The organism is Desulfitibacter sp. BRH_c19, assembly GCA_001515945.1.
GTDB lineage: Bacteria > Bacillota > DSM-16504 > Desulfitibacterales > Desulfitibacteraceae > Desulfitibacter.
Map to the genome: position 1 here is coordinate 14,661 of LOER01000004.1, position 26,539 is coordinate 41,199.

A 26,539-nucleotide genomic window follows, 5' to 3' on the forward strand; every position below is an offset into this window, starting at 1 on the left:
GGATTTCAATGAAGGAGGCAGAAAGGATAAGCTAAATTAATACTAACCGTTATGTAATATCCAAATCTAAAGATAAGGAGGAGATTTATTTGGCTAGAAAGTTTTACGCTGCTTCAGATTTTATTAGTGGTTTTGGATTAAAAATGTTTTCAGAGGATGAACTCTATTCCATCCACTTAGCGACTCTTGAAGTTTTACAGAAATCAGGTATAAAAGTTGAAAGCGAGGAAGCATTAGAAATATTTCAAGCTGGAGGAGCATTCGTTGATAAGAATACTCGTATAGTGCAGTTTCCCCCGTACCTTGTGGAGGATGCTATTCATTCAGCACCTAGCAAGATAGTTTTAGCTGGAAGAAACCCCAAGCATGATGTGGTAATTGAAGATAAGAGAGTTCATTTCACCAATTTCGGTGAAGGAATTATGGTAATTGACCCATTTACCGGGGAATACCGAAAATCAATTAAACAAGATACGGCAAATGCTGCTTTAATGTGTGATGCTCTTGATGAGGTGGACATTTGCTTAAGAGCAGTAGCGGCCCATGATGTTTCCGCAAAGGTTCATCCATTACATGAGTTAGAGGCTTGCTTTAAAAATACAACAAAACACATTTTCACAGGCGGCATTAGTGGTAGACAAGCTGAAATACTATTTGATATGGCAGCAACAGTTGTTGGAGGAAAAGATAAACTAAGAGAACGCCCTATCCTTTCAATTAATGTTTGCCCTACTAGCCCATTACAGCTTACTAGCCATTGTACTGAAGCAATAATCAAATGTGCAGAATATGGAATTGCCTGTAATATTCTTTCGATGGCAATGGCAGGTGGATCCGCGCCTGTAACTCTAGGTGGTACTTTGGTTATGCATAATGCAGAAGTCTTAGCTGGTGTAGTTTTAAGTCAGTTAACACGTAAAGGGTCACCTGTTATTTATGGAAGCTCCACTACAATAATGGATCTCAGGACCACAACAGCACCTGTTGGTGCCCCTGAATTAGGCATGATAAATGCAGCTGTAGCAAGGTTGGCTCAATACTATCTATTGCCAAGTTGGGTAGCTGGCGGATAGGCTGATAGTAAAGTTCCTGATGCTCAATCTGCTCATGAAAAAACTATGTCTACTCTGTTAACTGCATTGGCAGGTGCCAATATTATCTACGGAGTTGGAATGCTAGAACTCGGAATTACCTTTAGCTTTGAGCAGTTTGTAATGGATAACGATATAATTAAAATGGTAAATAAGGTTGTGCAGGGTATAGATATCAATGATGAAACTCTAGCTGTAGATGTCATTAAGCAGGTAGGTGCCGGCGGAGACTTCTTAATGCAAGAGCATACCATGAAGCATATGAGAACTGCACAGTCTAGTCCGAAATTAATGAATCGCAAAATGAAGCATTCTTGGGTAGAAACTGGTTCTAAGAATCTAACTGAGGTAGCCCGTGAAGAAGCTATTAATATTCTGGAAAATCATAAACCAGAGCCACTTATGGCAGATATAGCCTCAAAATTAGCAGATATTATTGAAGCAGCCGAAGAAGAATTTGGCGTTAATAAAAAATAGTTTAGCTTTAACGTTGTAATAAGCTCTCCGTATGTGGGAGCTTATTATTTTATATAGACTTGTTGTTCAATAAATTAACAATATATTGAACGTTATAAATCTGATATAATAAAGATATTATTAAGAAGATGGTATGGTGATCTGACATGGTTGAAAAGATAAGCTCTCCGAATGGTATTATTTTAGTTGATGAAAAAGGGCAAGTTATTTTCTGTGATGAAAATGCGCAAGGCCTATTACCCGATCAACAACTCTTGGGTAAGCAGATTGATATTGTTATTGAAAATATGGATAATAAAAATATTACTTTTCAAATGACAAATCTAATTCGGAATGCTAATTTCAAGAATGATTTGAAATGTTACCTGTTCTATTGTAGCGAGCCAATCCCTGAGTCAGATGAGATGAATCTGGAAAAGCTTCAGGAAATATTAAATAATTCATACGATGAAATTTTTGTGGTCAATAGTAAAGGTATTGTAACCTATGTTAACAATGCTAGTGAAAGAAATTATGGTCTAAAGCCATCTGAAATCATTGGAAAAACAGTTTATCATCTTGTGGAAGAGGGCTACTACAGCCCATCAATAGCTCCTGTGGTTTTTAAAGAAAAAAAGAGGGTTACCCTTACACAGGAAACAATGATCGGTAAGAAACTAGTTGTTACTGCTACTCCAATCCTAGATGGAGAAGGTAATATAGACTTGGTTGTAATGAATACTCGAGATATAACTGAAATAGAAAAGCTTAAATGCAATTTAGAAGATACTGAAAAATTAGTACAAAAGTATAAGCAAGAGGTTGAGGAACTAAGAAAAAAGGAATACAAATACGAACATTTAGTAGTTCGTAGCAAAAGCATGAAGGAATGTGTTGTATTGGCACAAAAGGTTTCTTCTACGGATTCTACTGTTCTAATATTAGGTGATTCTGGAACTGGTAAGAATGTAATGGCTAAGTATATTCATCATATAAGCAATAGAAAAAATGGACCTTTTAAAACAATTAACTGTGCAGCTATACCTGACCAATTGCTCGAATCTGAACTATTTGGCTATCATCGTGGTGCTTTTACAGGGGCTAATACCGCGGGAAAAGTTGGACTTCTGGAATTATCTGATGGTGGTACATTATTTTTAGATGAAATAGCTGAGATACCACTAAGACTGCAAGCAAAACTTCTAGAGGTAATCCAAGAGAATAGATTTGTACCAGTTGGTGGTACAGAGTATAAAAATATTGACATAAGAATAATTGCAGCTACCAATAGGGATTTAGAAAAAATGGTTAGAGATGGATTATTTAGAGAAGATTTATACTATAGAATAAATGTAATTGAACTAGAAATACCACCCTTACGGGACAGACTTGAGGATATAGTCTTCCTAGCGCATTATTTTCTAAACATATATGATAAAAAATATGGCATGTCCCATTATTTTTCCCAAGATAGTCTAGATACATTAATTACTCATTCATGGTCAGGAAATGTACGTGAATTACAACACGTTGTTGAGAGGTTAGTGATAACTGTTAAGGAATCAAAGATACTACCAGAGCATTTCCCCAAAAGCTTCAGTAAAAGCGATAAAGCTAAAGCTAATTTAGCATTGCCTAATCTTGTTCCATTAGATGTGCTAGAGGAAGAATTAATTATCAAGGCTTATAAACAATTGGGAAGCTCATATAAGGTTGCAAAAGCGCTAAATATTAGTCAAAGTAAAGCAAATAGGCGCATCCGCCGATATCTAAATAAATAATCTAAAAATATGGGGGAACACTAAGTGTTCTCCTATTTATTTTGTTCTAGATGCTAAACTATATTTCGCTATCAATTTAAATCTAAATGACTTACAATAACCCGTATGGACTTAGAATTAGCTTTGCAAAGACAGCTATATAGGCTTTTATATAGATATTATTAAATGGCATAGTCCTTGCATCAGATTAAAGATAATGTTCGAAGTTACAAAATTATTTAGTTCAACGCTATGGAGGGGATTATGATGTTAAAGACCAAATTAGAGGTTATTTCTAAAGAGGATTTTCAAATGATACATGATGCATCAATAAAGATACTAGAAGAGACTGGTGTGGCTTTTCATTGCGAGGAAGCATTGGAAATATGCAGGTCTCATGGTGCAAAGATTTTAGGTAATACTGTGTATTTTACTAGGAAGATGGTAGAGGAAGCTATAGAGAATTGTCCAGAGACTTTTACTTGGACAGCGAGAAACATGGACAAGTCAGTAACAGTGGGTGAGGGCTTTCTTATTCAACCAAACTTGGGACCAGTATATATTCAAGATTTGGACAAGGGTAGGCGTGTAGGTACATTAGAGGATTTTGGCAACATTCAGAAGCTTTGCCAGCATAGTGATGTGGTTCATCTTGTGGGATCTATACCTGTAAATCCAAGTGATATCTCACAGGATGAAAAGCACCTACACATGATATATGAAACTGTACGAAACTCAGATAAACCAATTATTGGACATACTGGATATAGGCATGAAGCCCAGCAAACATTGGATATGATTGAAATTGCTTTAGGAACGAAATTAAATAATGGGCATTATGCAGCGGTGGCTATTAATCCACTTAGTCCATTGGGCTATTCCCAGGATGCTTTGGAAACCATCATAGAATATGCAAAACGTAATCAAATAGTATTTTTGGCTCCATGTATAATGGCAGGTGTGTCTGGGCCTATAACTCTATTAGGAACAGCTGTATTACAAAATGTTGAGATATTAGCTGGTCTAACCTTAATACAATTAATAAATCCAGGTAATCCAGTTTTGTACTCAATTGCATCAAATACTGCTTATATGAAAACAGGTAGCTTTATCGGAGGTAACCCTGAAGGTTTGTTGATGGATATAATTAACTTGCAAATGGGTATGGACTATTATAAGGTTCCCACTAGAATATTATCAGGTGTAACTGACTCAAAGGTTGTAGATTGTCAAGCTGGATATGAAACCATGCAAAATCTTATGATGGGTGTATTGGGCGGTGGTCATATTGTTGTACAGTGCATGGGTGTTCTAGATGCTATTATGACTACTTCTTATGAGAAATTTATAATTGATGAAGAATTGATTCAAAGAATGGTGCGTATTAAACAAGGTGTGGAGATATCAGAAGAGGCATTAGCGATAGAAGCAATTCAAGAAATTGGACATTCTGGATCCTATTTAACTCACCAAAGTACTTTTGAGAAATTTCGTAGTAGATGGATGCCAACAGTTTCCGGTTGCGAGTCCTATATGGATTGGGTAGCAGCGGGATCAGAGGATGTGGTAATCAGGGCAAATCGGAAATATAAAGAAATACTAAGCAATGCCCCTGAAACTTTATTAGATTCAGAAATAGACAAGGAAATACGAAGATACATGGAAACAGCTAAAGGATAGCATAAAAAAAAGCCCACCGGGCTTTTTTTTTATGCACACAACTCGAGACAAAGATTTACTATTTTGTATAAAGTGCAGGAGATTGGTGGTAAATTATAGAATATTATATCAATTTAGCAAGTTCTTGAAAGCGGGTGTGACAGTTGTCTGAATTGAGAGGTATTCAAGATTTTGTTCAAGACATAGCTGAGGCAATTAGTGCGGCCCTTGATATGGGTGTGGAAATAATAGACTCCCATTTATTAAGAATTGCAGGTACTGGGGAATCCAAGGAAAAGATTGGTACAAAAATGGCTATGGGACATATCTGCAGACATGCACTATTATGCAAAAAACCCTTTATCCTTGTGGAACCAGGAAAAGATCAGATCTGTGAAATATGTCACCTGTATAGTAATTGTGATATTATAAAAGCTGGTTTTTTTATGCCAATCCAATTGGAGGGTATGCCAGTAGGATTAATTAATCTTGTGGCTTTTACAGATGAGCAAAAAATCCGACTGTTAAATCAAGAACAAACACTATTGCAATATGTTGCAAAAATGTCTGAATTATTGTCCAGTAAAATAGCGGAAAATCGCAGTACAAAACAGTTAAGAATAACTGCAGAATTTCTGAAAACAATAATTAATTCTATAGACATAGGAGTAATTGGGGTGAATGCGGAGGGATACATAGCACAAATAAATCAATCCGCAGGAGATATTCTTGGTTTGCCGTGGCAAGAATTAAGGGGTAGCAGTATTAATACTGTTTTATCTAAATCTCCCCTTTGTAAAATTATTTTAAAACAGGAGATAGACCAAGAGCAGGTGATTACCTATCAAATTGGGGAAAAACGGGTGAGAGTTTTAAGTTACTTTTATCCTGTATATAGTGATGGAATTTTAACTGGAGCCTTTGAAGCATTTTACCGTCTGTCTGATGTTCAAAGAAAGGCAGAAAGATGGGCAGGTACTGAATATCAATCTACCCTTTCAGAAATCATCGGGGATAGTGAAATTATTAAAGATGTAAAAGAAAGAGTACTACAGGTTGCCCAAGGTAGCTCTACAGTTTTGATACAGGGAGAAAGTGGTACTGGTAAAGAGCTCTTTGCTCGAGCAATTCATGCTGCTAGTCCGAGGGCAAATAAACCCCTTAAAATTATTAATTGTAGCGCCATACCTGATAACCTTCTGGAAAGTGAACTCTTTGGTTATGATGAAGGTGCTTTTACAGGGGCAAAGCATGGTGGTAAAATTGGTAAATTTGAATTAGCTGATGGAGGTACGGTTTTTCTAGATGAGCTTGGGGAGTTGCCTCTCTATTTACAAGCAAAACTATTACGAGTTTTACAAAACCGAACCATCGAAAGGGTGGGAGGTAATAGCGAAATAAAAATTGATGTGAGAATTGTTGCAGCAACTAATAGGGATATTGAGAAAATGGTTGCTGATGGACAATTTAGAGAGGATTTATATTATAGGCTTAATGTTATACCTTTATATATCCCCCCTCTTCGTGCAAGAAGAGATGATATATCTCTTTTGGTCGACTATTTTATCTATAAATATAATGAATTTCTTAAGAAAACAATTAAGACAATTCACCCTGAAGCTTTGGAAATTTTGAAGCTGTATAACTGGCCTGGAAATGTACGGGAATTGGAAAACGCAATTGAATATGCTTGTAATTTCGAGCAAAGCAATCTAATTATGCCAGCAAGTTTACCACTACGCATACTTAGAAGCGTTAAAGGAGAAGAAATTGTCCAAGAAAAATTAGATTTGAAATGCCATGTGCGAGAAGTAGAGAAAAAGATCATTATGAAAGCCATTTTACTGCATGGTGGTTCGTTAAAAGAGAAGGAGCTTATTGCTAATGAATTAGGTATAAGTGTACCAAGCTTATATAGAAAACTCAAAGACTATAATATTAAACTTAATAATAGTTAAGTAATTATTATTACAATTAATAATAAAAATCTGGATATTACAAGCTCTATTAGCTTAAATACAAGCTAATTAGGGCTTTTTTGGTATGTTTATTTTGGCACTAAAATTGCTTATTACTTATTAATAGAAGTAAATAGTGTGACTTCAAGATGAAAAGGAGAAGTGTGATGACATTTTACGGCTATCCAAGTGGATTCTATAAACCTTTATCACTCAAGGAAGTTGAGAAGATACATAACACGTCACTTAGAATACTAGAAGAAGTAGGCTTTATGGTGGATAACAAAAGGGCTCTAGTTGTTCTTGAAAAAATAGGTTGTAAAGTGGACTATCTAAATAAAATTGTAAGAGTTGAACCAGATGTGCTTATGAGAACAATAAAAAAGGCTCCCGCTCGAATCACCCTATATGGTAGGGATGAAAAAAATAATCTTGTAATTGAAGCAAATAGAACCTATTACAGTAATGGTGGAACAGCTATTAAGACAATTGATGTAGAAACAGGAGAACGTAGAGATTCCACTCTTGAAGATATATCCCAAATTTGCAAATTAATAGATTATTTAAATAATATACATATGATAATGCTTCCTGTATATCCGGGAGGAATAGAAACCAATGAAGTAGATGTTAATCGTTTTTTTAATGCATTGAATAACTCCACTAAACATGTTATGGGAGGTATTTATCATGAAGATGGTGCCAAGGATGTAATTAAAATGGCACAAATATTAGCTGGTGGAGAAGAAGAATTTCGAAAAAGACCAATTCTAACCTTTATAACCTGTCTCTTAAGTCCCTTAAAGATGGAACATAATTATGTCAACTTTATGTTCGATGCAGCAGATGCTGGTGTTCCAGTAGTTACGTCAGTATGTCCTATTTCAGGGTTAACTGCTCCCATGACGCTCGCAGGACAGTTGGCGCAATTAAATGCAGAGGCATTGAGTGGAATTCTTTTGCTTCAGGCAATTAACAATGGCACCCCTGTATTTTATAGTGTAGTACCAACTATTGCTGATATGCGCTCCATGGGATTTTTATTTGGAGCAGTAGAAAGTGGTATTATGAACGCAGCTTGTGCACAACTTGCATCCTATTATAATATTCCCATGTATTCAACAGGAGGTGTATCTGAATCCAAGGTTGGTGATGCTCAATCAGGCTATGAAAAGGCTATGGGTAGCTTAATGCCAGCATTGGCAGGTGCTCAATTAATCCATGATGCAGCAGGACTTCTAGAGGGTAGCATCTGTTTTAGTTTAGAACAGTTAGTTATAGATGATGAAATAAATGGTATGGCACTAAGGGCTACAAGGGGTATAGAAGTAAATGATGATACATTAGCCTATGAAACCATTAAAAGTGTAGGTCCAGGTGGTAATTACCTTGCACAAGGGCATACGGTTAAACACATGAGAACTGAAACCTTTTTTCCAAAGGTTGCTAATAGAAATATATACACAGATTGGGTTAAAGATGGAAGTAAAAATTCATGGCAGAGAGCAAATGAAATTGCACGAGAAGCTTTAGCTAATCATCAAGTGCAACCTTTTGAATCAGAGAAGATTTTACATGTTAAAAGTGAGTTTCCCTATCTAAGAGAAATAAAAGCCTAATCCTGCGGTTAGGAGAAGGAGCACTTCATGTACTTTGGTACAGCAAGTGGATACTACCAACCTGTATCTATCAAAGAAATTGAAATAATTCACAACGCTGCAATGCATGTATTTGAAAAAGTAGGAATTGAAGTTGATCATGAAAGGGCTCTGAAACTATTTGCAGAAAATGGAGCTCAGGTAGATTTTATCAACAAAAGGGTAAGGGCTTCAGAAAAGTGGATAATTGAAAAGATTAAAATGGCTCCAGCAAGAGTAATTTTATATGGTCGAGAGGATAAACATCATCTTGTAGTAGAGCCTGGGAGAACCTTTCTTGGAAGTGGTGGAAGTGCTGTGGGTATCCTAGACTATGAAAGTGGGGTTCGTAGGCCTACTACTTTAGATGATTTAAAAACAATTGCTAAGCTTTGTCATAGCTTGGACAATATACATTGGTTTGTACTGCCAGTATATCCTAATGATGTTTCTAATGAGGATGTTGATGTTAATAGGTTCTTTGCAGGGCTTAATAATACTACTAAGCATATCATGGGTGGTGTATTTGGGCCTGAAGGTGCGAAAAAAGTTGTGCAAATGGCACAGCTTCTAGCAGGAGGAGCAAAGGAACTAAAAGCTAAACCTAACATATCAATTACTTGCTCCATAATGAGTCCCCTTAAGATGGAGAAGAATTATGTGGAGCATATGTTTGAAGTAGTTCAGGCTGGTGTACCTTTAGTCACATCATGTGCGCCTATAAGTGGTGCTACTGCACCCATGACTCTTGCTGGAACATTAGTACAATTAAATGTTGAAGCATTAAGTGGCATTCTTTTAGCCCAGTTAATCAATCCGGCTTCTCCTGTTCTTTATAGTGTAGTTCCTACTACAGCAGATATGAGAACCATGAACTTTTTATTTGGTGCAGTAGAAAACGGTATTATGAATAGCGTTTGTGCCCAACTTGCATCCTTCTATAATCTTCCTATGTATGCTACTGGAGGTACAACAGAAGCAAAGGTCCCTGATGCTCAAGCGGGTTATGAAAAGGCAACCACAATTTTAATGCCAGCCTTAGCTGGTGCGCAACTGATACATGAATCGGCTGGCCTTATTGATAGTGGAATGACAGTATCTCTTGAGCAATATGTTATTGATAATGAAATCAATGGGATGGTCATGCGGGCCGTGAGAGGCTTAGATATTAATGAAGATAGATTAGCATTAGAAGTTATTGAAGCAATTGGGCCTGGTGGTAATTACCTCACACACCCACATACTTTAAAATATATGCGAAGTGAAACTTTTATGCCTGATGTTGCTGCAAGAATGAGCTATAACATTTGGAAGGAAAATGGCTGTAAAGATGTTGGGCAAGTTGCTAGAGAACGAGTAGGCAAATATTTTAAGGAAAGCACAGATGTAGCATATAATGAAGAAATTATTAAAGAAATAAAAAAGGAGTATCCACATATTTAAAACTAATTGGATTTTAGGGACATAACCTCCTCTTATAAAAAGTCAGCAAGCCCAAGGGTTGACTGACTTTTTGTTTTTAGTGCAAATTTCAAGGTGTTCACTTACTGTGTTTTTGACAGGTGGTGAAGCTTTTCTTCAATTTCCAATTTTATCTTTTCTGTTCCTTGCTTACCTAATAAAGCAAACATATTTTTCTTATATGTCTCCACACCTGGCTGATCAAATGGATTGACGCCTAGTAGATAGCCGCTTATTGCACATGCCTTTTCAAAGAAATACACAAGCTGCCCGTATGTGTAAGGAGTTAAATCTGTTATGTTCACCTTTAAGTTTGGAACTCCTCCTTCAGTATGGGCAAGTATGGTTGCCCGGCAGGCCTGTTCATTAACGTGTTGAATTGTTTTGCCTGCAAGAAAATTAAGTCCATCCATATCCTCGTCAATTGCCTTTATTTCAAAGTTGTAAGGTGGGTTTTCAACCCATATGGTTGTGGCGAATAGGTTTCGCCTCCCATCTTGAATATACTGGCCAAGGGAGTGAAGATCCGTGGAAAAGTTTACACTTGCAGGAAAAATACCTTTGCCTTCCTTGCCTTCACTTTCCCCAAAGAGCTGTTTCCACCAATCTGAGAAAGAAGCAAGATCCGGTTCATAATTTACGAGGAGCTCAATGTTTTTTCCTTTACCATAAAGTATATTTCTAATTGCAGCATATTGGTAACACTCATTTATCTTAAGATCTTTGTTTAGATAGTTATCATGAGCAGTATTAGCTCCTGACATTACTTCATCTATGTCTATGCCAGCAACTGCAAGTGGGAGAAGTCCTACTGAAGTTAGAACAGAGTAGCGTCCTCCTACATTATCGGGGACAACAAAGGATTCGTAGCCCTGTTCATCTGCCAACTTTTTTAGAGCACCCTCTGATTTGTCAGTAGTTGCAATGATTCTTTCTTTTGCCCGTGCAGTTCCATATTTCTTCTCAATTATTTCTCTAAATATCCGAAAAGCAATAGCAGGTTCCAGCGTTGTACCAGACTTAGACACAACATTGATGGCAAAATCTCTATCCTTAACTAGTTCTAGCAGTCTAGAAAGGTAAGTTGAACTAATATTATTGCCAGCAAAATAGATTTCTGGAGACTGCCTAATATCCCTTGAAAGCTGGTTGTAAAAAGAATTCTTTAGAAGATCTATTGCAGATTTAGCACCAAGATAGGAACCACCGATTCCTATGACAATAAATACGTCTACCTTGTTCCTAATCTTTGCAGCGACTTCCTTAATTCTATTATACTCAGTCTTATCATATTCCTTTGGCCAATTAAGCCATCCAGTATATTCATTACCTGGGCCCTTTCCACTATGAAGTAGTTGGTGTGCGACCTCTACTGCCTCTTGTACATATTCTATTTCATTACTTTTGATAAAGTCTTTTGTAGTACTATAGTCAAATCTAATATTTGAAGCCATAAAGTGCTCCTTTCCTTTAATTTGAAATGGCTAATAATTCCTATTTAAGCAATATTAGTTTATCACTTTTAGTATGCCATGTGAACACTTTGTTAGTCTACATAAAATAAAACCTTTGTAAATCTTGCGGTTTTCAAACAAAGTGCATTATAATGAAGTTGCGCAAAACTATTACTAGAAAGAAGGAATCAGATGGAAGCGTTCAAAAGAGAAGAAAAAATATTTTTGTTACTAGCTATTACATTTGTTTCACTACTAATTGTTAGTAATGTAATTGCTGCTAAGCTTATTACTATTGGAGGCTTGACAGTTTCTGCGGCAGCCATTTGCTATGCACTTACATTTTTTCTAACAGATACAATTGCGGAAATATGGGGAAAGAAACGGACATTATATGTAATAAAACTTGGTTTTTTTGGTTCTGTACTTTCAGCCATTTTTATTAAACTCGCAATTTATATGCCTGCTGCATCCTTCTGGACTGAACAGGCAGAATACCAGCTAATTCTAGGAGCGAATATTCGTATTGTATTTGCAAGTATGGTTGCTTATTTAATTAGCCAGTATCATGATGTTTGGGCTTTTCATTTTTGGAAAGAAAAAACTAAGGGGAAGCATCTTTGGTTAAGAAATAATTTTTCAACTGGTGCATCTCAGCTTATTGATACTATTATATTCGTAACTATTGCATTCTCTGGTACAGGAACACCATTATTAGCAATTATTGTTGGTGAATATATTATTAAACTTATAATTTCTATACTTGATACTCCACTTATTTACATGTTTGTTAACTTAATAAAAAGAAATGTACCATTTATTGATACTGCAAAAAACCTTAATTCCACCATTTAAATGAAAGGATGGTGAAAACAATGATTGTTGATTTTCATACACATATTCTCCCTGAACAAATTACTAGTGATCCTGCTAGCTTTGCTTTAAGGGATGACTACTTTGGGTTTCTTTCCACATCAACCCCAGCCAACCATACTAAACAGTTCTTCGCAACCTATAAGCAGGCCATTAAGCAAATGGATAAAGATGGTGTTGATAAAATTGTAATCCAAGGATGGCCATTTTTGTCCCATGAATATTGTGTTATGCAAAATGACTATATAATGGAGGCAATGAAAGCTTACCCAGATAGGATTATAGGGTTTTGTGTAGTAAATCCTAACGATGGGTTAAATGCACAAAGGGAGGTAAAAAGATGCCTTCAAGCAGGAATGGCAGGAGTAGGTGAGCTTGATCCATATGGTCAAAGATTTTCTTTAAAAGATGAGAACTTCCTAATAATAAGTGATTTATGTATAGATGCTGATATACCACTAAGTATTCATATTAGTGAACCAGTAGGAGACTTTTACTTTGGAAAATCAGATGTCTCTTTAAATGACTATGTGTATTTAATCATGGCAAAGCCCTTGCTAAAAGTGATTCTTCCACATTGGGGTGGTGGATTACCATTCTATGAATTGATGCCTGAGATAAGTAAGGCCTTTACCAATGTATATTACGATACAGCAGCTAGTCCATTAATCTGTTCCCCAGCGGTTTATATGTCAACGATAAATCTTGTTGGTCATAGGAGAATTCTTTTTGGAACAGATTATCCATTACATCTATATCCTCAAAAGGAAAAGCAACCCAACTTTCTTTCTATGGTTAATGAAGTAAAGGACGAAATAAAGGATAAAGAAGCTTTAGACAACGTTCTTGGAAAAAATGCTTTAAGATTGCTAGGATTGGCAGGAGAAGGGAGTGAAAATACGTGCATTTATCCAAGCATGTTTCAAAGGGAATAATAGATATACATACCCATATGTTTCCTCCCGATGTTATTAGAAACCAAGAGAAGTATTGCAGACTGGACACCTATTTTGGAGTAGTCGCAGACCCTAAGTGTACAATACAACGTTATGCTACTGCCGAGGAAGCGTTAGCTCTGGCTGATGAGGCTGGTGTAGAAAAGATAGTAATGCAGGGTTGGTATTGGCGAGATCATGGCTTATGCAAGTATCATAATGATTACATGCAAGAAGTAATAAGTAAATATCCTGACCGTTTTATAGCCTTTGCAAGTATAAATCCCAGGGCTGGGTGGCGTGCAATTTGGGAAATGGAAAGATGTTATGAAATGGGTTTTGCAGGAATAGGTGAAATGGGACCAGGAGGCCAGGGTTGGGAGTTAAATGACAGGGATTTCCTTAACTTAATGGAAGCTGCAGCAAAATGTAATATGTTAGTAAATATCCATGCTGGGGAGCCTGTAGGTAAAATATATTCTGGTAAAGATCCTACTCCAATTCAAGGTTTTTACGAACTTGCCAAAAGGTTACCAAACCTAAAGCTAATTTTAGCTCATTGGGGTGGAGGTTTGCCATATTTCGAACTTTGGCCAGAAGTAAAACAGGCAATGAAAAATGTTTACTATGAGTCTGCGGGAAGTCCCCTCTTATATAAAATGGGAGTGTTTAGGGCTGTAGCAGATCTTGTGGGGGTTGAAAAAATTCTATATGGTTCAGACTTTCCATTATTGATATACCCAAGAAAGCAAAGGCAAGCTGAATTTTCTATGTTTATTAAAGATATTAAACAAAGGGGAGGACTATCAGAAAAGGAGCTAAGCTTAGTCTTTAGAGTCAATTCTCTTAAACTACTAGACAATGCTGGCAAGATCAATTAAATATATATACAAAATATCGCCTCTCCTATTCATGATTGAGAGGCGATATTTTTTTGCAGGAAACTTTTTATAAGCGTTTTGAAATGGCTTAACGAAAACCATGTATTGTTCTACATTTAATTATTAAAATTGGATAGAATAATTCTGAGGTGACAATGAAATGGGTAAAAATCAACTATATGTATTTTTGAGTTTGCTGGTCATCGGCATCTTTTTAGTATGGGCTTTTATTATTCCAGTAAATATGCCCCAAAAGCCTGTTCCACCAGAAGAATTTGATTTAGCTGGAGGGCCGGAAAGACTTGAAAGAGGTTTTCCACAAAGAGAAATTATAGATTTAGCCTCAGAGTTTCCAGGGCTTTTCTACCGCTACGGACCAGATGAATCAAAAAGGATTGCACTTACATTTGATGATGGACCTGATGATAATTTTACTCCACAAATCTTGGATGTATTAAAAGATCATAATGTACCTGCAACATTTTTTGTTATGGGAAAAAGGTGCAAACTATTTCCTGAGGTTGTAAAAAGGATAGACAAGGAGGGACATATTGTTGCTAACCATACTTGGTCCCATCCCAATATTATTAAGTTGTCTAATGATAAGGTGACTCAAGAATTAAGGGAGACAGAAGTGATTATCAAGAAACTAGTTGGATATACTCCCACATTATTTAGATCACCTTATGGATCAATGGATATAGAAAAGCTAAAGGTAGTTGCCAATCGTGAATATAGAATAATTGCATGGAACGTAGATTCATTGGATTGGAAGGGGCTTTCTGCGGATGAGATTAAAACTAACATCCTAGAAGATGTTACAGATGGTTCCATTATATTACAGCATTCCGCTGGCGGAATTGATGAGGATTTAAGTGGAACTGTAGAAGCACTAGGCGAAATTATTGAGGTTTTGAAAAAGGACGGTTTTGAATTTATATTAGTACATGAGCTTCTGGAAGTACCTTTCAAAAGAGAAATGGAATAAATTAGATTCCATAGGCCTTAGGACAGCTTTGACATTCAATAGGTAGGGGATTTTTTTCTAATGCCTCTGAGTATCTTTTTTCGGCTTGTTTAAGTATTATTAGACTTGGCTCATAATCGGCATAGGTATTCATTAGTAGTTTGTATTCCTCTAAACGGACGGTAAACTTACTACGAAATTCCATGTAGTCAGCGCTATTCCAAATTTCTTCAAAGCTATTATCTTTAATATTACCAAAGGTTTTTCTGGGTAAGTTGATTAGCTTATCTTGGAAAACTCTTGGATTTATTGTTCTGCCTAAATAGGTACATGGAGTAATATCACCATCATCTGTAACAAATACAAATCTATTAGGGTCAAGCTCACAAACAGGTTCTTGCTCCTCCATACTTAATAGATATGATCTGAAAGAAAATTTTCTTTCAGCAGCAATTTTTTTAGATTCCGCCATAATATTTGCATAATCCTGCCTAGGTTTTTCGCCCCAGGTAAATATTTTACTCTCATTAGTTTCATAGCTAAAAACATAGTCTAAGTTTATGGCATATAAATCATCAGCACCAATATCATGAGCAAGTTTAACTGTATCTGGAAGGTGTAGGATACTTTCTTTTGTAAGCATATAAGACAGGCTAATTTTAGGAGTAGGTGAGTTATATCTATTCTTCATAGAAACTAGTGCCTTAATATTCTTAATAATTGTTGTAAATTCAGAACCCTTCCTTAGCTTATTATGTGAAGCAGAGGCATCTCCAGCTATGGATACAGAAATTATATCTATATTATTTTTGACAAGATTTTCTGAAACCTCAGTACCCATTAAAGTTCCATTTGTTGTGAAACCTACCTTGGCATCAGATGCTTTTACAAGAGAAGCCATTTCCCAAATGTTTTTGTTTAAGAGTGGTTCACCCCAACCCTGAAGGTAAATCCAATTAGCCCATGAGAAATAAGGTTTTAGTAAAGAAAAATCTTCAATATTCATTATTCTTGCATTTTTTTCATGAATAAAAGTTGTAGGACAAAAAGTACACTTTAAATTGCAACAAGGGGATATACCTACCTGAATAGCCTCTAGAGGTCTTACTTGCTTCTTTTTTCTAATAAACAAATCACGCATTTTTTTCATCAAAGAGTAACCCCTTTAAAAAGAAATAGGTTTTATCACCTAGTACTTTCTATAAATATTATGAAAATCCTACTTAAAAAATCCCGTTGGGAAAAAATATTAAATTGTGCCTAGGAGACATGCACCCATTACTCTATTTGCAAATATCATACAATAGAGAATGAAAATCATTATCAAAGAAGGTGTTAGAAAATGTGTGGAATAGCAGGTTGGGTAGACTGGGAAATTGACTTAAGGGTAGAAGAGAGAAAACAGCAAGCTAGCAGAATGATGGGAAAATTGACAAACAGGGGACCTGATGCAAAGGGTATGTGGGTAACTAAAAAAGCATCCTTGGTTCATAGAAGACTTATAGTGGTAGACCCTGAAGGTGGTTTGCAGCCCATGGTGCGACAAAGGGGAAATAGAAATTTTGTTATTGTTTATAATGGCGAATTATACAATACAGATGAAGTGAGTCAGGATTTACAGGCAAGGGGTCATACCTTTCACACCAGGTCTGATACTGAGGTAGTTTTGGTGGGATATATTGAATGGGGCCCAGCTTGTGTAGAACACTATAACGGAATTTTTGCCTTTGCTATCTGGAATGATGTTGATGAAACGCTTTATTTGGCTAGAGATAGAATTGGTGTAAAACCCTTGTTTTATAGCTTTCAAGGCAATCGATTTGTTTTTGGTTCAGAGCATAAGGCCTTATTAGCTAACCCTTTTATAGAACCAAAAGTAAATCTAGACGGTCTTGCAGAAATTTTTGCTATTGGTCCTGCTAGAACTCCTGGGCAGGGAGTATTTACTCAAATTTCAGAAGTTATCCCTGGTGAATTTATGATATTTGATCACAATGGCCTTAAAAGACATAAATACTGGTTATTAACAAGTAAAGCTCATGAAGATGACTTAAAGAAAACTATAGAAAAGGTAAGACACCTATTTAGTGATGCTGTAAATAGACAGCTCGTAGCAGATGTTCCAGTCTGCACTTTACTATCAGGAGGAGTGGACTCAAGTGCAATAACAGCTGTAGCAGCTGAAGCATTACAAAAAGCAGGAAATGGTCCAATCCACACCTACTCTGTAGATTTTGAAGATAATGACAAATACTTTAAAGCCAGTAATTATCAACCCAATTCAGATAAACCGTGGATAAAAATAGTTTCCGAATATCTAGAAACTGACCATCACTATACGACTCTAGATACCCATGGACAGATATCTGCTTTAGATAAAGCTGTATATGCAAGGGATTTGCCAGGAATGACCGATGTTGATGCATCTCTCTATCTTTTCTGTGAAGCAATAAAAAATGGAGCTACAGTTGCATTATCTGGAGAATGTGCAGATGAAATTTTTGGTGGGTACCCTTGGTTTCATAGGGAAGAACTAGTAAAGGCTAAAACTTTCCCCTGGTCATCAAATCTAGACATAAGAGAACAGTTAATGTCACATGAATTAAGAAGCATTGTTCACCCCAAAGAATATGTTCAAGATCGGTATTATGAAGCCTTATTTGAGGTTCCTAGATTGCCTGGAGAAAGTGAGAAGGAAGCTCGCTTAAGAGAAATATTCTATTTAACCCTTACCCGTTGGATGCCTACATTACTTGATAGGAAGGATAGAATGAGTATGGCGGTTGGCCTTGAAGTGCGAGTTCCATTCTGCGACCATAGACTTGTGGAATATGCATGGAACATTCCTTGGGACTTAAAGCAGCTTAAAGGTAGAGAAAAGGGCATACTTAGAGAAGCACTTGTAGGATTATTGCCCCACGATGTTTTATGGAGGAAAAAAAGTCCTTACCCGAAAACACATAATCCAGAATATTTACAAGCAACCAAAAACCTGGTGCTGGATATTATTAATAATCATAATTCACCCATACTTCCATTAATTAATGTGGATTTTATCAATAAAATGCTAGGAAGCAATCCTCATAATGCTGGAGTACCCTGGTTTGGGCAGCTAATGGGTGAAGCACAGTTTTATGCCTACATCTATCAAGTAAATCTATGGCTCAAACACTATCAAATACAAATTGCTTAATAAAAGCAGGATGCTGACGGTTCAGATGGAGATATACTTCATCTGAACCGTTACAGTTGATGAGAGGCTTGATAAATTGCTGCTTGTTCTTTATGAACTATTTTATGAGTTAGATAGGCAATTATAATAATTACAGGGATATTTAATAATAATCTTGATATGGAAAAACCAGCTCCAAGAGCACTAGTTTCAAATAGAATTAGTGGAATTTTGGTGGTAGACCAAGCTCCAATAAATATAAAGACATTAATTAGTGATGTCTCCTTTTTTAGTAGCATTTGGGCTACGGGAAAGGCTGCATATAGGGGGCCAGCCGCTACAGAACCTAGACTAAAAGCGATTATACCACCCCTAATCCCTGAGCCTGCACCCACATATTTTATCATAGTTTCCTTAGGAACCCAGATATCAAGGATTCCTAGTAATAAGAATATGGGAGGCAAAATTTTTAGCATAAAAACTAGATTAAGCCAGGTTATGCTTGCAGCTTCTAAGCCAAAATCAGGACTGAATACTACAGCTAGCAATAACATCAAACCCAACAACAATACCCATTTATATCTTTTTACAACACCCATGGCATTACCCCCAATAATAGTGCAATAACTATTGAAAATATAAAAGCTAAACCATTTCGTACATATGCCGCTTTTTTACCAAAATATTTTATTTCTAGCGGAAGCGTAACTACACCTACCATCATTAAGCTTGATACAAAAGCAGCAATTGGTACAATTCCTGCGCCATTTTCTAGAAGTGCTTTTGCAAGTGGAAAAGCAATAAACCCTGGAACTAGAGTTACAGCACCCAACCCACTAGAAATTAGAAGTCCTGTAATTCCAGATGTGTCACCTATAACTTTTGAGATGCTCTCAGGTTTTAGTACAGCAAGTGCAAATCCAATAATTATTATAATTGTTAAGAATTCTGGGAGGATGTTTGTAAAAGCTTTGTAAGCCTTTTTTAATGCCTGTTTTGTTTTTCCTTTGTCCTTGTAGTAGGAAATAATTAGAGCAGCTATTGCAGATGTATAAAGAGCAACGGTAAACATTAATTATCACTCCCTATTTCATTAAACTCACTTATAAATTTATCAAGAGTCCTTTTGGTCTTTTTAAAGTTGGCAATCCAATTTTTTAGCAATGTCTCACCAGATAGGGTTATTTCATACATTCTTTTTGCTGGTCCTGCACCATGAGTTTCCCAAGCTGAAATAACCATTTTCTCATCCTCAAGCCTTCTTAGAGTACGATATAGTGCACCAGAATCGCTATTGATTTCATATTCACTTAATTTATCAAGAAGCTCGTATCCATGTGCAGGGTGGTTCTTCTTTAATAATAGAAGTATACATGGTTCAATAAAGCGTTCAATTTTTCCACCCCTGCAGTTACATGTCCCAGGGCTGCATTCTCCATTGCTGTGGCACATAAATGTCATCTCCTTATATATGTATTACACATATAGTATGTGACTTTATTTTATTCTTATTGGATGTTTATGTCAATACTATTGGTATAGAGATTATACAGGTGATAATACATTGATCTAATTAGATTACTTTTATAAGAGTGGAAAAAAATATGTCTTGGTGTATAATAAAATACAAATATAATAGTAAACTTTGGAGGGTTAAGTTATGAAACTTTGGGGAGGACGTTTTTCAAAGGAGACAGATAAGCTTGTGGAAGACTTTCATTCATCTATTTTCTTTGACAAAAGATTATATAAACAAGATATTGAAGGAAGTAAAGCCCATGCCAGAATGTTAGGGAAATGCGGAATTATAACCCTAGAAGAGTCACAACAGATCATAGATGGATTGAGTGAAATCTTAATGGAACTAGAGGAGGGAAAGGTTGACTTATCCCAGGACGCAGAAGACATACATATGAACGTGGAGACACTTCTAATCCAAAAAATTGGGGATGTTGGTAAGAAACTTCATACTGGGCGGAGCAGAAATGACCAAGTTGCACTCGATATAAGACTATATTTAAAAGAGGAAATAGTTTACATAACGCAGATGTTAATTGATTTAGAGAAAACTTTATTGAAACAAGCAGATAAGCATCTGAATACTATTATGCCAGGCTATACTCATTTGCAGAAAGCTCAACCTGTGACCTTTGCCCACCATTGTATGGCCTATTGGGAAATGTTTTATAGAGATATTGATAGGCTCAAGGATGTCTATAAAAGAACCGACATGATGCCTCTTGGTTCTGGTGCCCTTGCAGGTACTACATTTCCACTAGATAGACATATGGTTAAAGAAGAACTAGGCTTTAAAGAAATAACCCGTAATAGTATGGATGCAGTAAGCGACCGAGATTTTATTATAGAGTTTAACAGTACTGCAGCTATTATAATGATGCATTTAAGTAGGTTTTGCGAAGAACTTATCATCTGGTCAAGTGATGAGTATAGATTTATTGAAATGGATGATTCCTTTAGTACAGGGAGCAGTATAATGCCTCAAAAGAAAAACCCTGATGTAGCTGAACTTGTTCGGGGAAAAACTGGCAGAGTCTATGGAAATCTAATGGCAATACTTACTGTAATGAAAGGGCTGCCCCTGGCGTATAACAAGGATATGCAAGAGGACAAGGAAAGTCTTTTCAATAGTATTGATACTGTAAAAGGATGCTTGATTACATTTACGCCAATGCTTGCAAGCATTACTGTCAAAGACAAAGTAATGAAAGAAGGCGCAAGGGGAGGATTTGGAGGAGCAACTGATGTGGCTGATTACCTGGTAACAAAGGGAATACCCTTTAGAGAAGCACATAAAATTGTTGGTGAGCTGGTTGCATATTGCATCAGTAAGGGAGTAGACCTAGAAGGGTTAAAGCTAAGTGAGTATAAGGAGTTCTCTAATGTAATTGAAAATGATATTTTTGAGGAAGTAAGAATAGAAAATGTTGTGGCAAAAAGAAATATTCCAGGTGGACCAGCTCCTGCACAAGTGACAAATCACATTGATGCTGCAAGAAAATTGCTAGATATTATTAATATATAGGCACACAATTTAAAAGAGGATTACATAAAATACAGTCCGATTATTGTGACTGTATTTTTGATTCTTTAAAAAAAATTCAGAAAATTTACCGAAGAACTATTGACAAAATACTTCCAGAAGCATAAAATATGATTATAGAATAACTGTATGCAGAAATACAGGGATATGTAAACTCAAAAATGCAAATGTGCAGCAAGGTAGACTTGTTGAGATATTATGACCATAAAATCGGAAGGAGGAATTAATAATGGTGAATTTGGACCATGTTAAAAGACTAGTTCAAGAGGTGGAGGGTAATCAAACTGCTATTAAGAAGAAAGCGGTCCAAAATGTAGAGGAGTTAAAAAGGGTTTTAACCAATGAAGATATAAAAATGAAGTATGACTGGGCTGGAAACAGAGAGCATACAAAAAAAGTAATCGGCATTGCATCAACTAGACCTGAATCCATTACATTGGGTAAAATTACTCAATTCGAACAGTTAGTTTATAACAAATCCACTTACTCTGATAGAAAAGAGATTCCTCCCAATTTTGATCCAGAAGCAAAATATGCTATTCTAGTTCATGAGGTTGATGAAATAAATTATAGACAAGACTATCAGCATGAAGAAACATATACGTTATATACTTATAATGATGTAATCTAATAGTTGAACATAATCTAAGACCTAGCTGAAGGTAGCTTTAGCTGGGTCTTTTTGATTCTACTGCCAATACTAATAAACAGGATTCTTGACTTCAGGTGGAGTTTCCCACAGGATTAGTTCAACTACAGTTCAGAAAAAAGCATCTGAACTAAGTTTCACTGAATTACTCCATCTGAAGGTTATAGAGCGAAACTTCATTTAATCAGCAGATTAAATGTTTAGCTGAGCTAATCCTTTAGGGGAAACCGTTATCCAGGGACATAGCACCGCTTATCTCCCACTTACGACCGTAGTTCTAGCATTGTGTTTTAGCAATGCGTAGAAATACTAGTGCAAGGCTAGAAGATGGGAGTCTTGGAGTGAAACTTGTCAACTTGTTGACATAGCTGAACCCATGCAAGGCTAGCGGTGATAGTCATCGGATAAAGTATCTGTATTTTACTTGAAAAGTTGTGAATTTAATATTGAACTTTATTAAAAATTGTGGTCTAATTATTCTTGGTAGATATTGTTTTGTAAGAAAGGCGGTGAGCTAGATGTTAAATCATCAATCTAAAACTCCAGTTTTCGATGCAGTAAAAAAATATATGACAGACGATACAATACCCTTTCACGTACCAGGTCACAAACAAGGCAGAGGAATACCAGAGTTTTGTGAATTTGTTGGTAAAAATACGTTGGGTATTGATTTAACATGCTTGCCAGATACCGACAATATTTGTAACCCAATAGGAGTTATTGCTGAAGCAGAAGACTTGGCCGCTAAAGCCTTTGGAGCTGATAAAGCTTTTTTCCTTGTAAATGGAACTACAAATGGTATTCAGGCTATGATTATGTCTGTTTGTAAACCAGGTGATAAGGTTATTTTGCCAAGGAATGCTCACAAATCTGCATTTGGCGGTTTGATTATCAGCGGTGCTATTCCTATTTATGTAAGACCTGAAATGGATTTAGAGTATGGGATATCCACAGGAGTCTCAGTAGAAACTATAAAAGCTGCCCTTGACGAGCATCCAGAGGCAAAGGCTATCTTTATGATAAATCCCAACTACTATGGTACATCTTCTAAATTAGAGGAAATAGTAAAATTAGCTCATAGGTATGAAGTTCCAGTTTTAGTAGATGAAGCCCATGGTGCCCATCTCCATCTTTCAGATGACCTTCCATTATCAGCTATGCAAGCTGGTGCGGATATAGCTGCTAGTTCAACCCATAAGCTTCTGGGATCTATGACCCAAAGCTCTATGTTGCTTATTAAGAGTAAATTAATAAGTTCACAGAGGGTTAAAGCAGTTTTAAATATAACTCAAACAACAAGTCCATCGTACGTGTTAATGTCATCATTAGATGTTGCTAGGAAACAAATCGCACTAAATGGGAGAGAAATAGCAACAAAAACCCTTGAATTAGCAAGATGGGCAAGGGAAGAAATGAGAAAAATACCAGGAATTAAACTATTTGAACCTGAAGAACAAACTTCTGGATGTCAAAAATATGATATAACAAAAGTGACTATCAATTTAAAAAGCCTTGGTTTATCTGGATATGATATGGAAAGAATATTAAGGCGAGATTACAAAATCCAAGTAGAACTAGCCGACTTATACAATGTAATATTTTTACTAACCCTTGCTGATGATGAGCATACTATCCAATATCTCATTAATTCCTGCAGGGAAATTGCAGAGGGAAGACAGCTTGAGAAACTTCTTAAATATGTACCTCCATGGCCTGCAATACCTACAGTATCTGTATCACCCAGGGATGCCATGTATGGTGAAACAAGAAGGATACTACTTATAGAAGCTGTCGGGGAAATTAGTGCAGAAATGATTATGGCATATCCACCTGGAATTCCTTTAGTCTGTCCTGGAGAGTATATTAGTCAAGAAACCATTGATTATGTTCAGGTTTTAAAAAATGAACAGGCAGACTTACAAGGAACAGAAGATCCAAAGATAGATTATATTAAGGTTCTAAAACCTGTTTTGACACTAGCTAAGACAGAGGATCAGATAAGCTAAACAAGTTGATACTAACGGAGGGGTCATGATGAGTACTTGGGGTGTAGTTTTTGGGATAGGTGTAATCGTAGCGGTTTTTTATTATGTACTAAGACAAAGTAAGGATCTAGGTGTTAATATATTTCCTCATAATGTAATTGAAACAGCAGATACTGGAACCATAGAAAAAGAACAATTAATAGAAAAAGAACAATAAAGCATAAAAGCAGTTCATGGGGTTACCATGTAACTGCTTTTTTTCATTGAACTGTGCCTATTCTGCTAATCGGCCAATACCTATAAAAAACTTTTCCTTTCACATCGCCTATAGGTAACCAGTCAACCCAAAGGTGGCTGTCAAAACTATAATTTCTGTTATCACCCATAACAAACAGACTATTGTCTGGTACTTGTGTGGCTGGAAATTCATAATTCGGAATTTCATTTATATAGTCCTCTTCCTGGGGCTCTCCATTAACATATAGAATACCACTTTTTACTTCCACTATATCACCTGGCATTGCGATTAGCCTTTTAACATAATCGTACTCGGATTCTACACTTGGAGGTGGCTGAAAGATTATTATGTCACCTCTTTGCATCTCACCGAATTTGTAACTGAGTTTGTTTACAAGTAATCTATCGTTAACTTGCAAGGTAGGGTGCATTGAAGAACTAGGTACATAACGGCTGTCCATTATGTATGCCTTTAATAGTAGTGCAAATATTATTGCAAGTACAATTTCATTTAAAAGTATCTTTTTCGCAATTGTTCTAAAAGTTCCCATTTACTAAGTTGCCTCCTTTGTATACGCAACATTATACTATTCTATTTATGTTATGGAAAGTCCTTTATATAACCTTGACTTTCGCAAAAACTTGCCATATTTTCAAGTTTGCCCTAAAATGATTAAAACAACTAAACAGCACAAAATTTTTGGAGATTAAGCTGCATTATGGCTACTGACTCCTGAATTCTATACCATAGGAGGTTTTTATGATGGATTTTAAGAAAGTTGCAGAAGAGAGAAGAAGCACTCGTAAATTTAAATCAAATAGTATTCCCAAGGAAGACATAAAAGAGATAATTAGAATTGGGACATTAGCACCTAGTGCCCATAATACACAAAAGTGGTTTTTCAAAGTAGTTTATAATAAAGAAATTAACACTAGGGCTTCGAAAACTGTTTTAGCTAAGATAAATTCCTTGGTTGAAAGATATGAAGTCAAGGAATCGGTTAAGGGGTGGAGATTTTACAGTTCGTTTTTTAATAATGCTCCTGTTGTGATTTATGCCTTTCATAGTCCTGCAAAGGGTTTCTTAGAAGATTTAGTCGGGGATAAAATGGGCCCCCATGAAATAGCTAAGGTAAGTGCTAATCCAGGAATTCAAAGCATAGCCGGTGCGATTCAAAATATACTCCTTGCTGCCACTTCTATGGGTTATGGTGGTTGTTGGATGACAGCGCCAAATGTAGCTGCAAGAGAAATTGAGAAGGTTTTGGGGGTTGTAGGAGAATGGAAGCTAGCAGCAGTTATTCCTGTAGGGGTTCCTTTAGAAGTTCCCCAGGCACGTCCTAGAAAGCCTTTGAATGAAGTAATGGAAATAGTAGAGTAATGGTAAGGTTAAATTCTAAAGATTTGCTTGAGATTGGTTTACATATTGCAGAGGAAGTTTCCTTTTATGTAAAAAAACTTTTAAGTGATAAAGTGCAATTACATACCCATTTTGATAGGGTTAATTCATGTGGGGACAAGATTACCCTGTTTGATGAAAAGGTAAATCAGAGAATTATTGATATATTCAAGAGCACTACCAAAATCCACCCACTTCTAATAATAAGTGAAGAGACTGGAGTTGAATTCATGGGTTCTGGGTGCCCTGAATATTTTCTTATTCTAGACCCAGTAGATGGCTCCAATAATATAAGATCATTTTTTACCCCTGCTCCGAATATAACCATGTCCTTAGCAATTGGCTATGTAAGTGACTTGTATGAAAAACTTATGGCAGATGCAATAACTATCAGTCTCCATAAGGAGATTTTTAGAAAATGGGTATTTTATGGAATAAGTGGTGAGGGTGCTTATTTTAGTGATGGGTATTCTACAATTCCTATTAAGGTATCTCCAGTAAGAACTCTAGAAGAAAAATGTATTATTGGAATTGATTTAGATAATATAAGTGAAATCTCTCAACCCTTATACAGTTTGATTTCTTCACATATTATCCAACGTAGATTGGGAAGCTCACACTTAGATTTATGTCAGGTTGCTTGTGGTCAATATGATGCTTATATTTCTGATTCGGGGAGATTAAAAGTAACAGATGTCTGTCAATCCTATCATCTGGTTAAGGAAGCAGGAGGTATTTATGCTTTTCAGATATTAAATAAAGGAAAAGCAGCTCCTGAGTATTCCGCTGACTTTTTGACCAGGATAGTAAATGATCACAGTCTTTTAAAGGATTTGAGATTTAAAGTTATTGCTGCAGGAACCCATGAATTGTTTGAAAAAATAAGTGTCTAACACCCCCAGGT

The 26,539-nt window shown here is 36.2% G+C and carries 23 protein-coding genes; 17 read left to right on the forward strand and 6 right to left on the reverse strand.

The window, feature by feature from the left end; genetic code table 11:
- Positions 1-143: 143 nt before the first annotated feature.
- From APF76_08730 to APF76_08760, 7 genes are all read left to right on the forward strand, one after another.
- Positions 144-1,073, forward strand: coding sequence for a trimethylamine methyltransferase (locus tag APF76_08730; protein ID KUO53438.1), 930 nt, complete (start codon positions 144-146; stop codon positions 1,071-1,073).
- Positions 1,074-1,172: 99 nt separating this feature from the next.
- Positions 1,173-1,568 (forward strand): trimethylamine methyltransferase, encoded by a 396-nt coding sequence (locus APF76_08735; protein KUO53439.1) that lies wholly within the window; start codon positions 1,173-1,175, stop codon positions 1,566-1,568.
- A gap of 404 nt (positions 1,569-1,972) precedes the next feature.
- Entirely contained in the window at positions 1,973-3,328 is a 1,356-nt protein-coding gene (locus tag APF76_08740; GenBank protein KUO53440.1) for a hypothetical protein, read from the forward strand.
- Positions 3,329-3,571: 243 nt separating this feature from the next.
- Complete coding sequence (locus tag APF76_08745; GenBank protein KUO53322.1) at positions 3,572-4,987, forward strand: trimethylamine--corrinoid methyltransferase; 1,416 nt, start codon at positions 3,572-3,574, stop codon at positions 4,985-4,987.
- A 143-nt stretch (positions 4,988-5,130) separates the two neighbouring features.
- On the forward strand, positions 5,131-6,924 hold the full coding sequence (locus APF76_08750; GenBank protein ID KUO53323.1) for a hypothetical protein: 1,794 nt from the start codon (positions 5,131-5,133) through the stop codon (positions 6,922-6,924).
- A 167-nt stretch (positions 6,925-7,091) separates the two neighbouring features.
- Positions 7,092-8,543 (forward strand): hypothetical protein, encoded by a 1,452-nt coding sequence (locus APF76_08755; GenBank protein ID KUO53324.1) that lies wholly within the window; start codon positions 7,092-7,094, stop codon positions 8,541-8,543.
- A gap of 27 nt (positions 8,544-8,570) precedes the next feature.
- Entirely contained in the window at positions 8,571-10,004 is a 1,434-nt protein-coding gene (locus tag APF76_08760) for a hypothetical protein (GenBank protein ID KUO53325.1), read from the forward strand.
- Positions 10,005-10,105: 101 nt separating this feature from the next.
- On the opposite strand, the gene APF76_08765 is transcribed toward APF76_08760, so the two are convergent.
- On the reverse strand, positions 10,106-11,476 hold the full coding sequence (locus APF76_08765) for a glucose-6-phosphate isomerase (GenBank protein ID KUO53326.1): 1,371 nt from the start codon (positions 11,474-11,476) through the stop codon (positions 10,106-10,108).
- A gap of 192 nt (positions 11,477-11,668) precedes the next feature.
- On the opposite strand from APF76_08765, the gene APF76_08770 reads away from it, so the two are divergent.
- From APF76_08770 to APF76_08785, 4 genes are all read left to right on the forward strand, one after another.
- Positions 11,669-12,331 (forward strand): transporter, encoded by a 663-nt coding sequence (locus APF76_08770; GenBank protein KUO53327.1) that lies wholly within the window; start codon positions 11,669-11,671, stop codon positions 12,329-12,331.
- A 20-nt stretch (positions 12,332-12,351) separates the two neighbouring features.
- Entirely contained in the window at positions 12,352-13,284 is a 933-nt protein-coding gene (locus tag APF76_08775) for a hypothetical protein (protein KUO53328.1), read from the forward strand.
- Entirely contained in the window at positions 13,251-14,165 is a 915-nt protein-coding gene (locus APF76_08780; GenBank protein ID KUO53329.1) for a hypothetical protein, read from the forward strand. Before APF76_08775 ends, APF76_08780 begins: the two co-directional genes overlap by 34 nt.
- A 160-nt stretch (positions 14,166-14,325) precedes the next feature.
- Positions 14,326-15,153, forward strand: coding sequence for a polysaccharide deacetylase (locus tag APF76_08785; GenBank protein ID KUO53330.1), 828 nt, complete (start codon positions 14,326-14,328; stop codon positions 15,151-15,153).
- A gap of 1 nt (position 15,154) precedes the next feature.
- Here the strand turns inward: APF76_08785 and APF76_08790 are convergent, their stop codons facing one another.
- The gene (locus APF76_08790) at positions 15,155-16,282 is read right to left on the reverse strand and encodes a hypothetical protein (GenBank protein ID KUO53331.1); all 1,128 of its coding nucleotides are present in this window, start codon (positions 16,280-16,282) and stop codon (positions 15,155-15,157) included.
- Between the two features lie 192 nt (positions 16,283-16,474).
- On the opposite strand from APF76_08790, the gene APF76_08795 reads away from it, so the two are divergent.
- A complete protein-coding gene (locus APF76_08795) occupies positions 16,475-18,325 on the forward strand; it encodes an asparagine synthetase B (GenBank protein ID KUO53332.1) in 1,851 nt (616 codons plus the stop codon).
- Positions 18,326-18,375: 50 nt separating this feature from the next.
- On the opposite strand, the gene APF76_08800 is transcribed toward APF76_08795, so the two are convergent.
- From APF76_08800 to APF76_08810, 3 genes are read right to left on the reverse strand one after another with little or no spacing between them, the layout of a single operon-like run.
- The gene (locus tag APF76_08800) at positions 18,376-18,903 is read right to left on the reverse strand and encodes a permease (GenBank protein KUO53333.1); all 528 of its coding nucleotides are present in this window, start codon (positions 18,901-18,903) and stop codon (positions 18,376-18,378) included.
- Positions 18,891-19,376, reverse strand: coding sequence for a permease (locus APF76_08805; protein KUO53334.1), 486 nt, complete (start codon positions 19,374-19,376; stop codon positions 18,891-18,893). The genes APF76_08800 and APF76_08805 overlap by 13 nt, the downstream gene beginning before the upstream one ends.
- Positions 19,376-19,756 carry a hypothetical protein gene (locus APF76_08810; protein KUO53335.1) on the reverse strand — a complete coding sequence of 127 codons (381 nt, stop codon included), beginning with the start codon at positions 19,754-19,756 and terminating at the stop codon, positions 19,376-19,378. Before APF76_08810 ends, APF76_08805 begins: the two co-directional genes overlap by 1 nt.
- Positions 19,757-19,964: 208 nt before the next feature.
- Here APF76_08810 and APF76_08815 point away from each other — a divergent pair, with 208 nt between their 5' ends.
- The 3 genes from APF76_08815 (at position 19,965) to APF76_08825 (ending at position 24,020) form a co-directional block, all read left to right on the forward strand.
- Positions 19,965-21,347, forward strand: coding sequence for an argininosuccinate lyase (locus APF76_08815; GenBank protein ID KUO53336.1), 1,383 nt, complete (start codon positions 19,965-19,967; stop codon positions 21,345-21,347).
- A gap of 247 nt (positions 21,348-21,594) precedes the next feature.
- Complete coding sequence (locus APF76_08820) at positions 21,595-21,996, forward strand: hypothetical protein (GenBank protein ID KUO53337.1); 402 nt, start codon at positions 21,595-21,597, stop codon at positions 21,994-21,996.
- Between the two features lie 536 nt (positions 21,997-22,532).
- Positions 22,533-24,020: an arginine decarboxylase gene (locus APF76_08825; GenBank protein KUO53338.1), complete on the forward strand. Its 1,488-nt coding sequence runs from the start codon at positions 22,533-22,535 to the stop codon at positions 24,018-24,020.
- Between the two features lie 239 nt (positions 24,021-24,259).
- On the opposite strand, the gene APF76_08830 is transcribed toward APF76_08825, so the two are convergent.
- Positions 24,260-24,769 (reverse strand): hypothetical protein, encoded by a 510-nt coding sequence (locus APF76_08830; protein ID KUO53441.1) that lies wholly within the window; start codon positions 24,767-24,769, stop codon positions 24,260-24,262.
- A gap of 230 nt (positions 24,770-24,999) precedes the next feature.
- On the opposite strand from APF76_08830, the gene APF76_08835 reads away from it, so the two are divergent.
- Complete coding sequence (locus tag APF76_08835; GenBank protein KUO53339.1) at positions 25,000-25,617, forward strand: hypothetical protein; 618 nt, start codon at positions 25,000-25,002, stop codon at positions 25,615-25,617.
- Positions 25,617-26,528 (forward strand): hypothetical protein, encoded by a 912-nt coding sequence (locus tag APF76_08840; GenBank protein ID KUO53340.1) that lies wholly within the window; start codon positions 25,617-25,619, stop codon positions 26,526-26,528. The genes APF76_08835 and APF76_08840 overlap by 1 nt, the downstream gene beginning before the upstream one ends.
- The last annotated feature ends 11 nt before the right edge of the window (positions 26,529-26,539 follow it).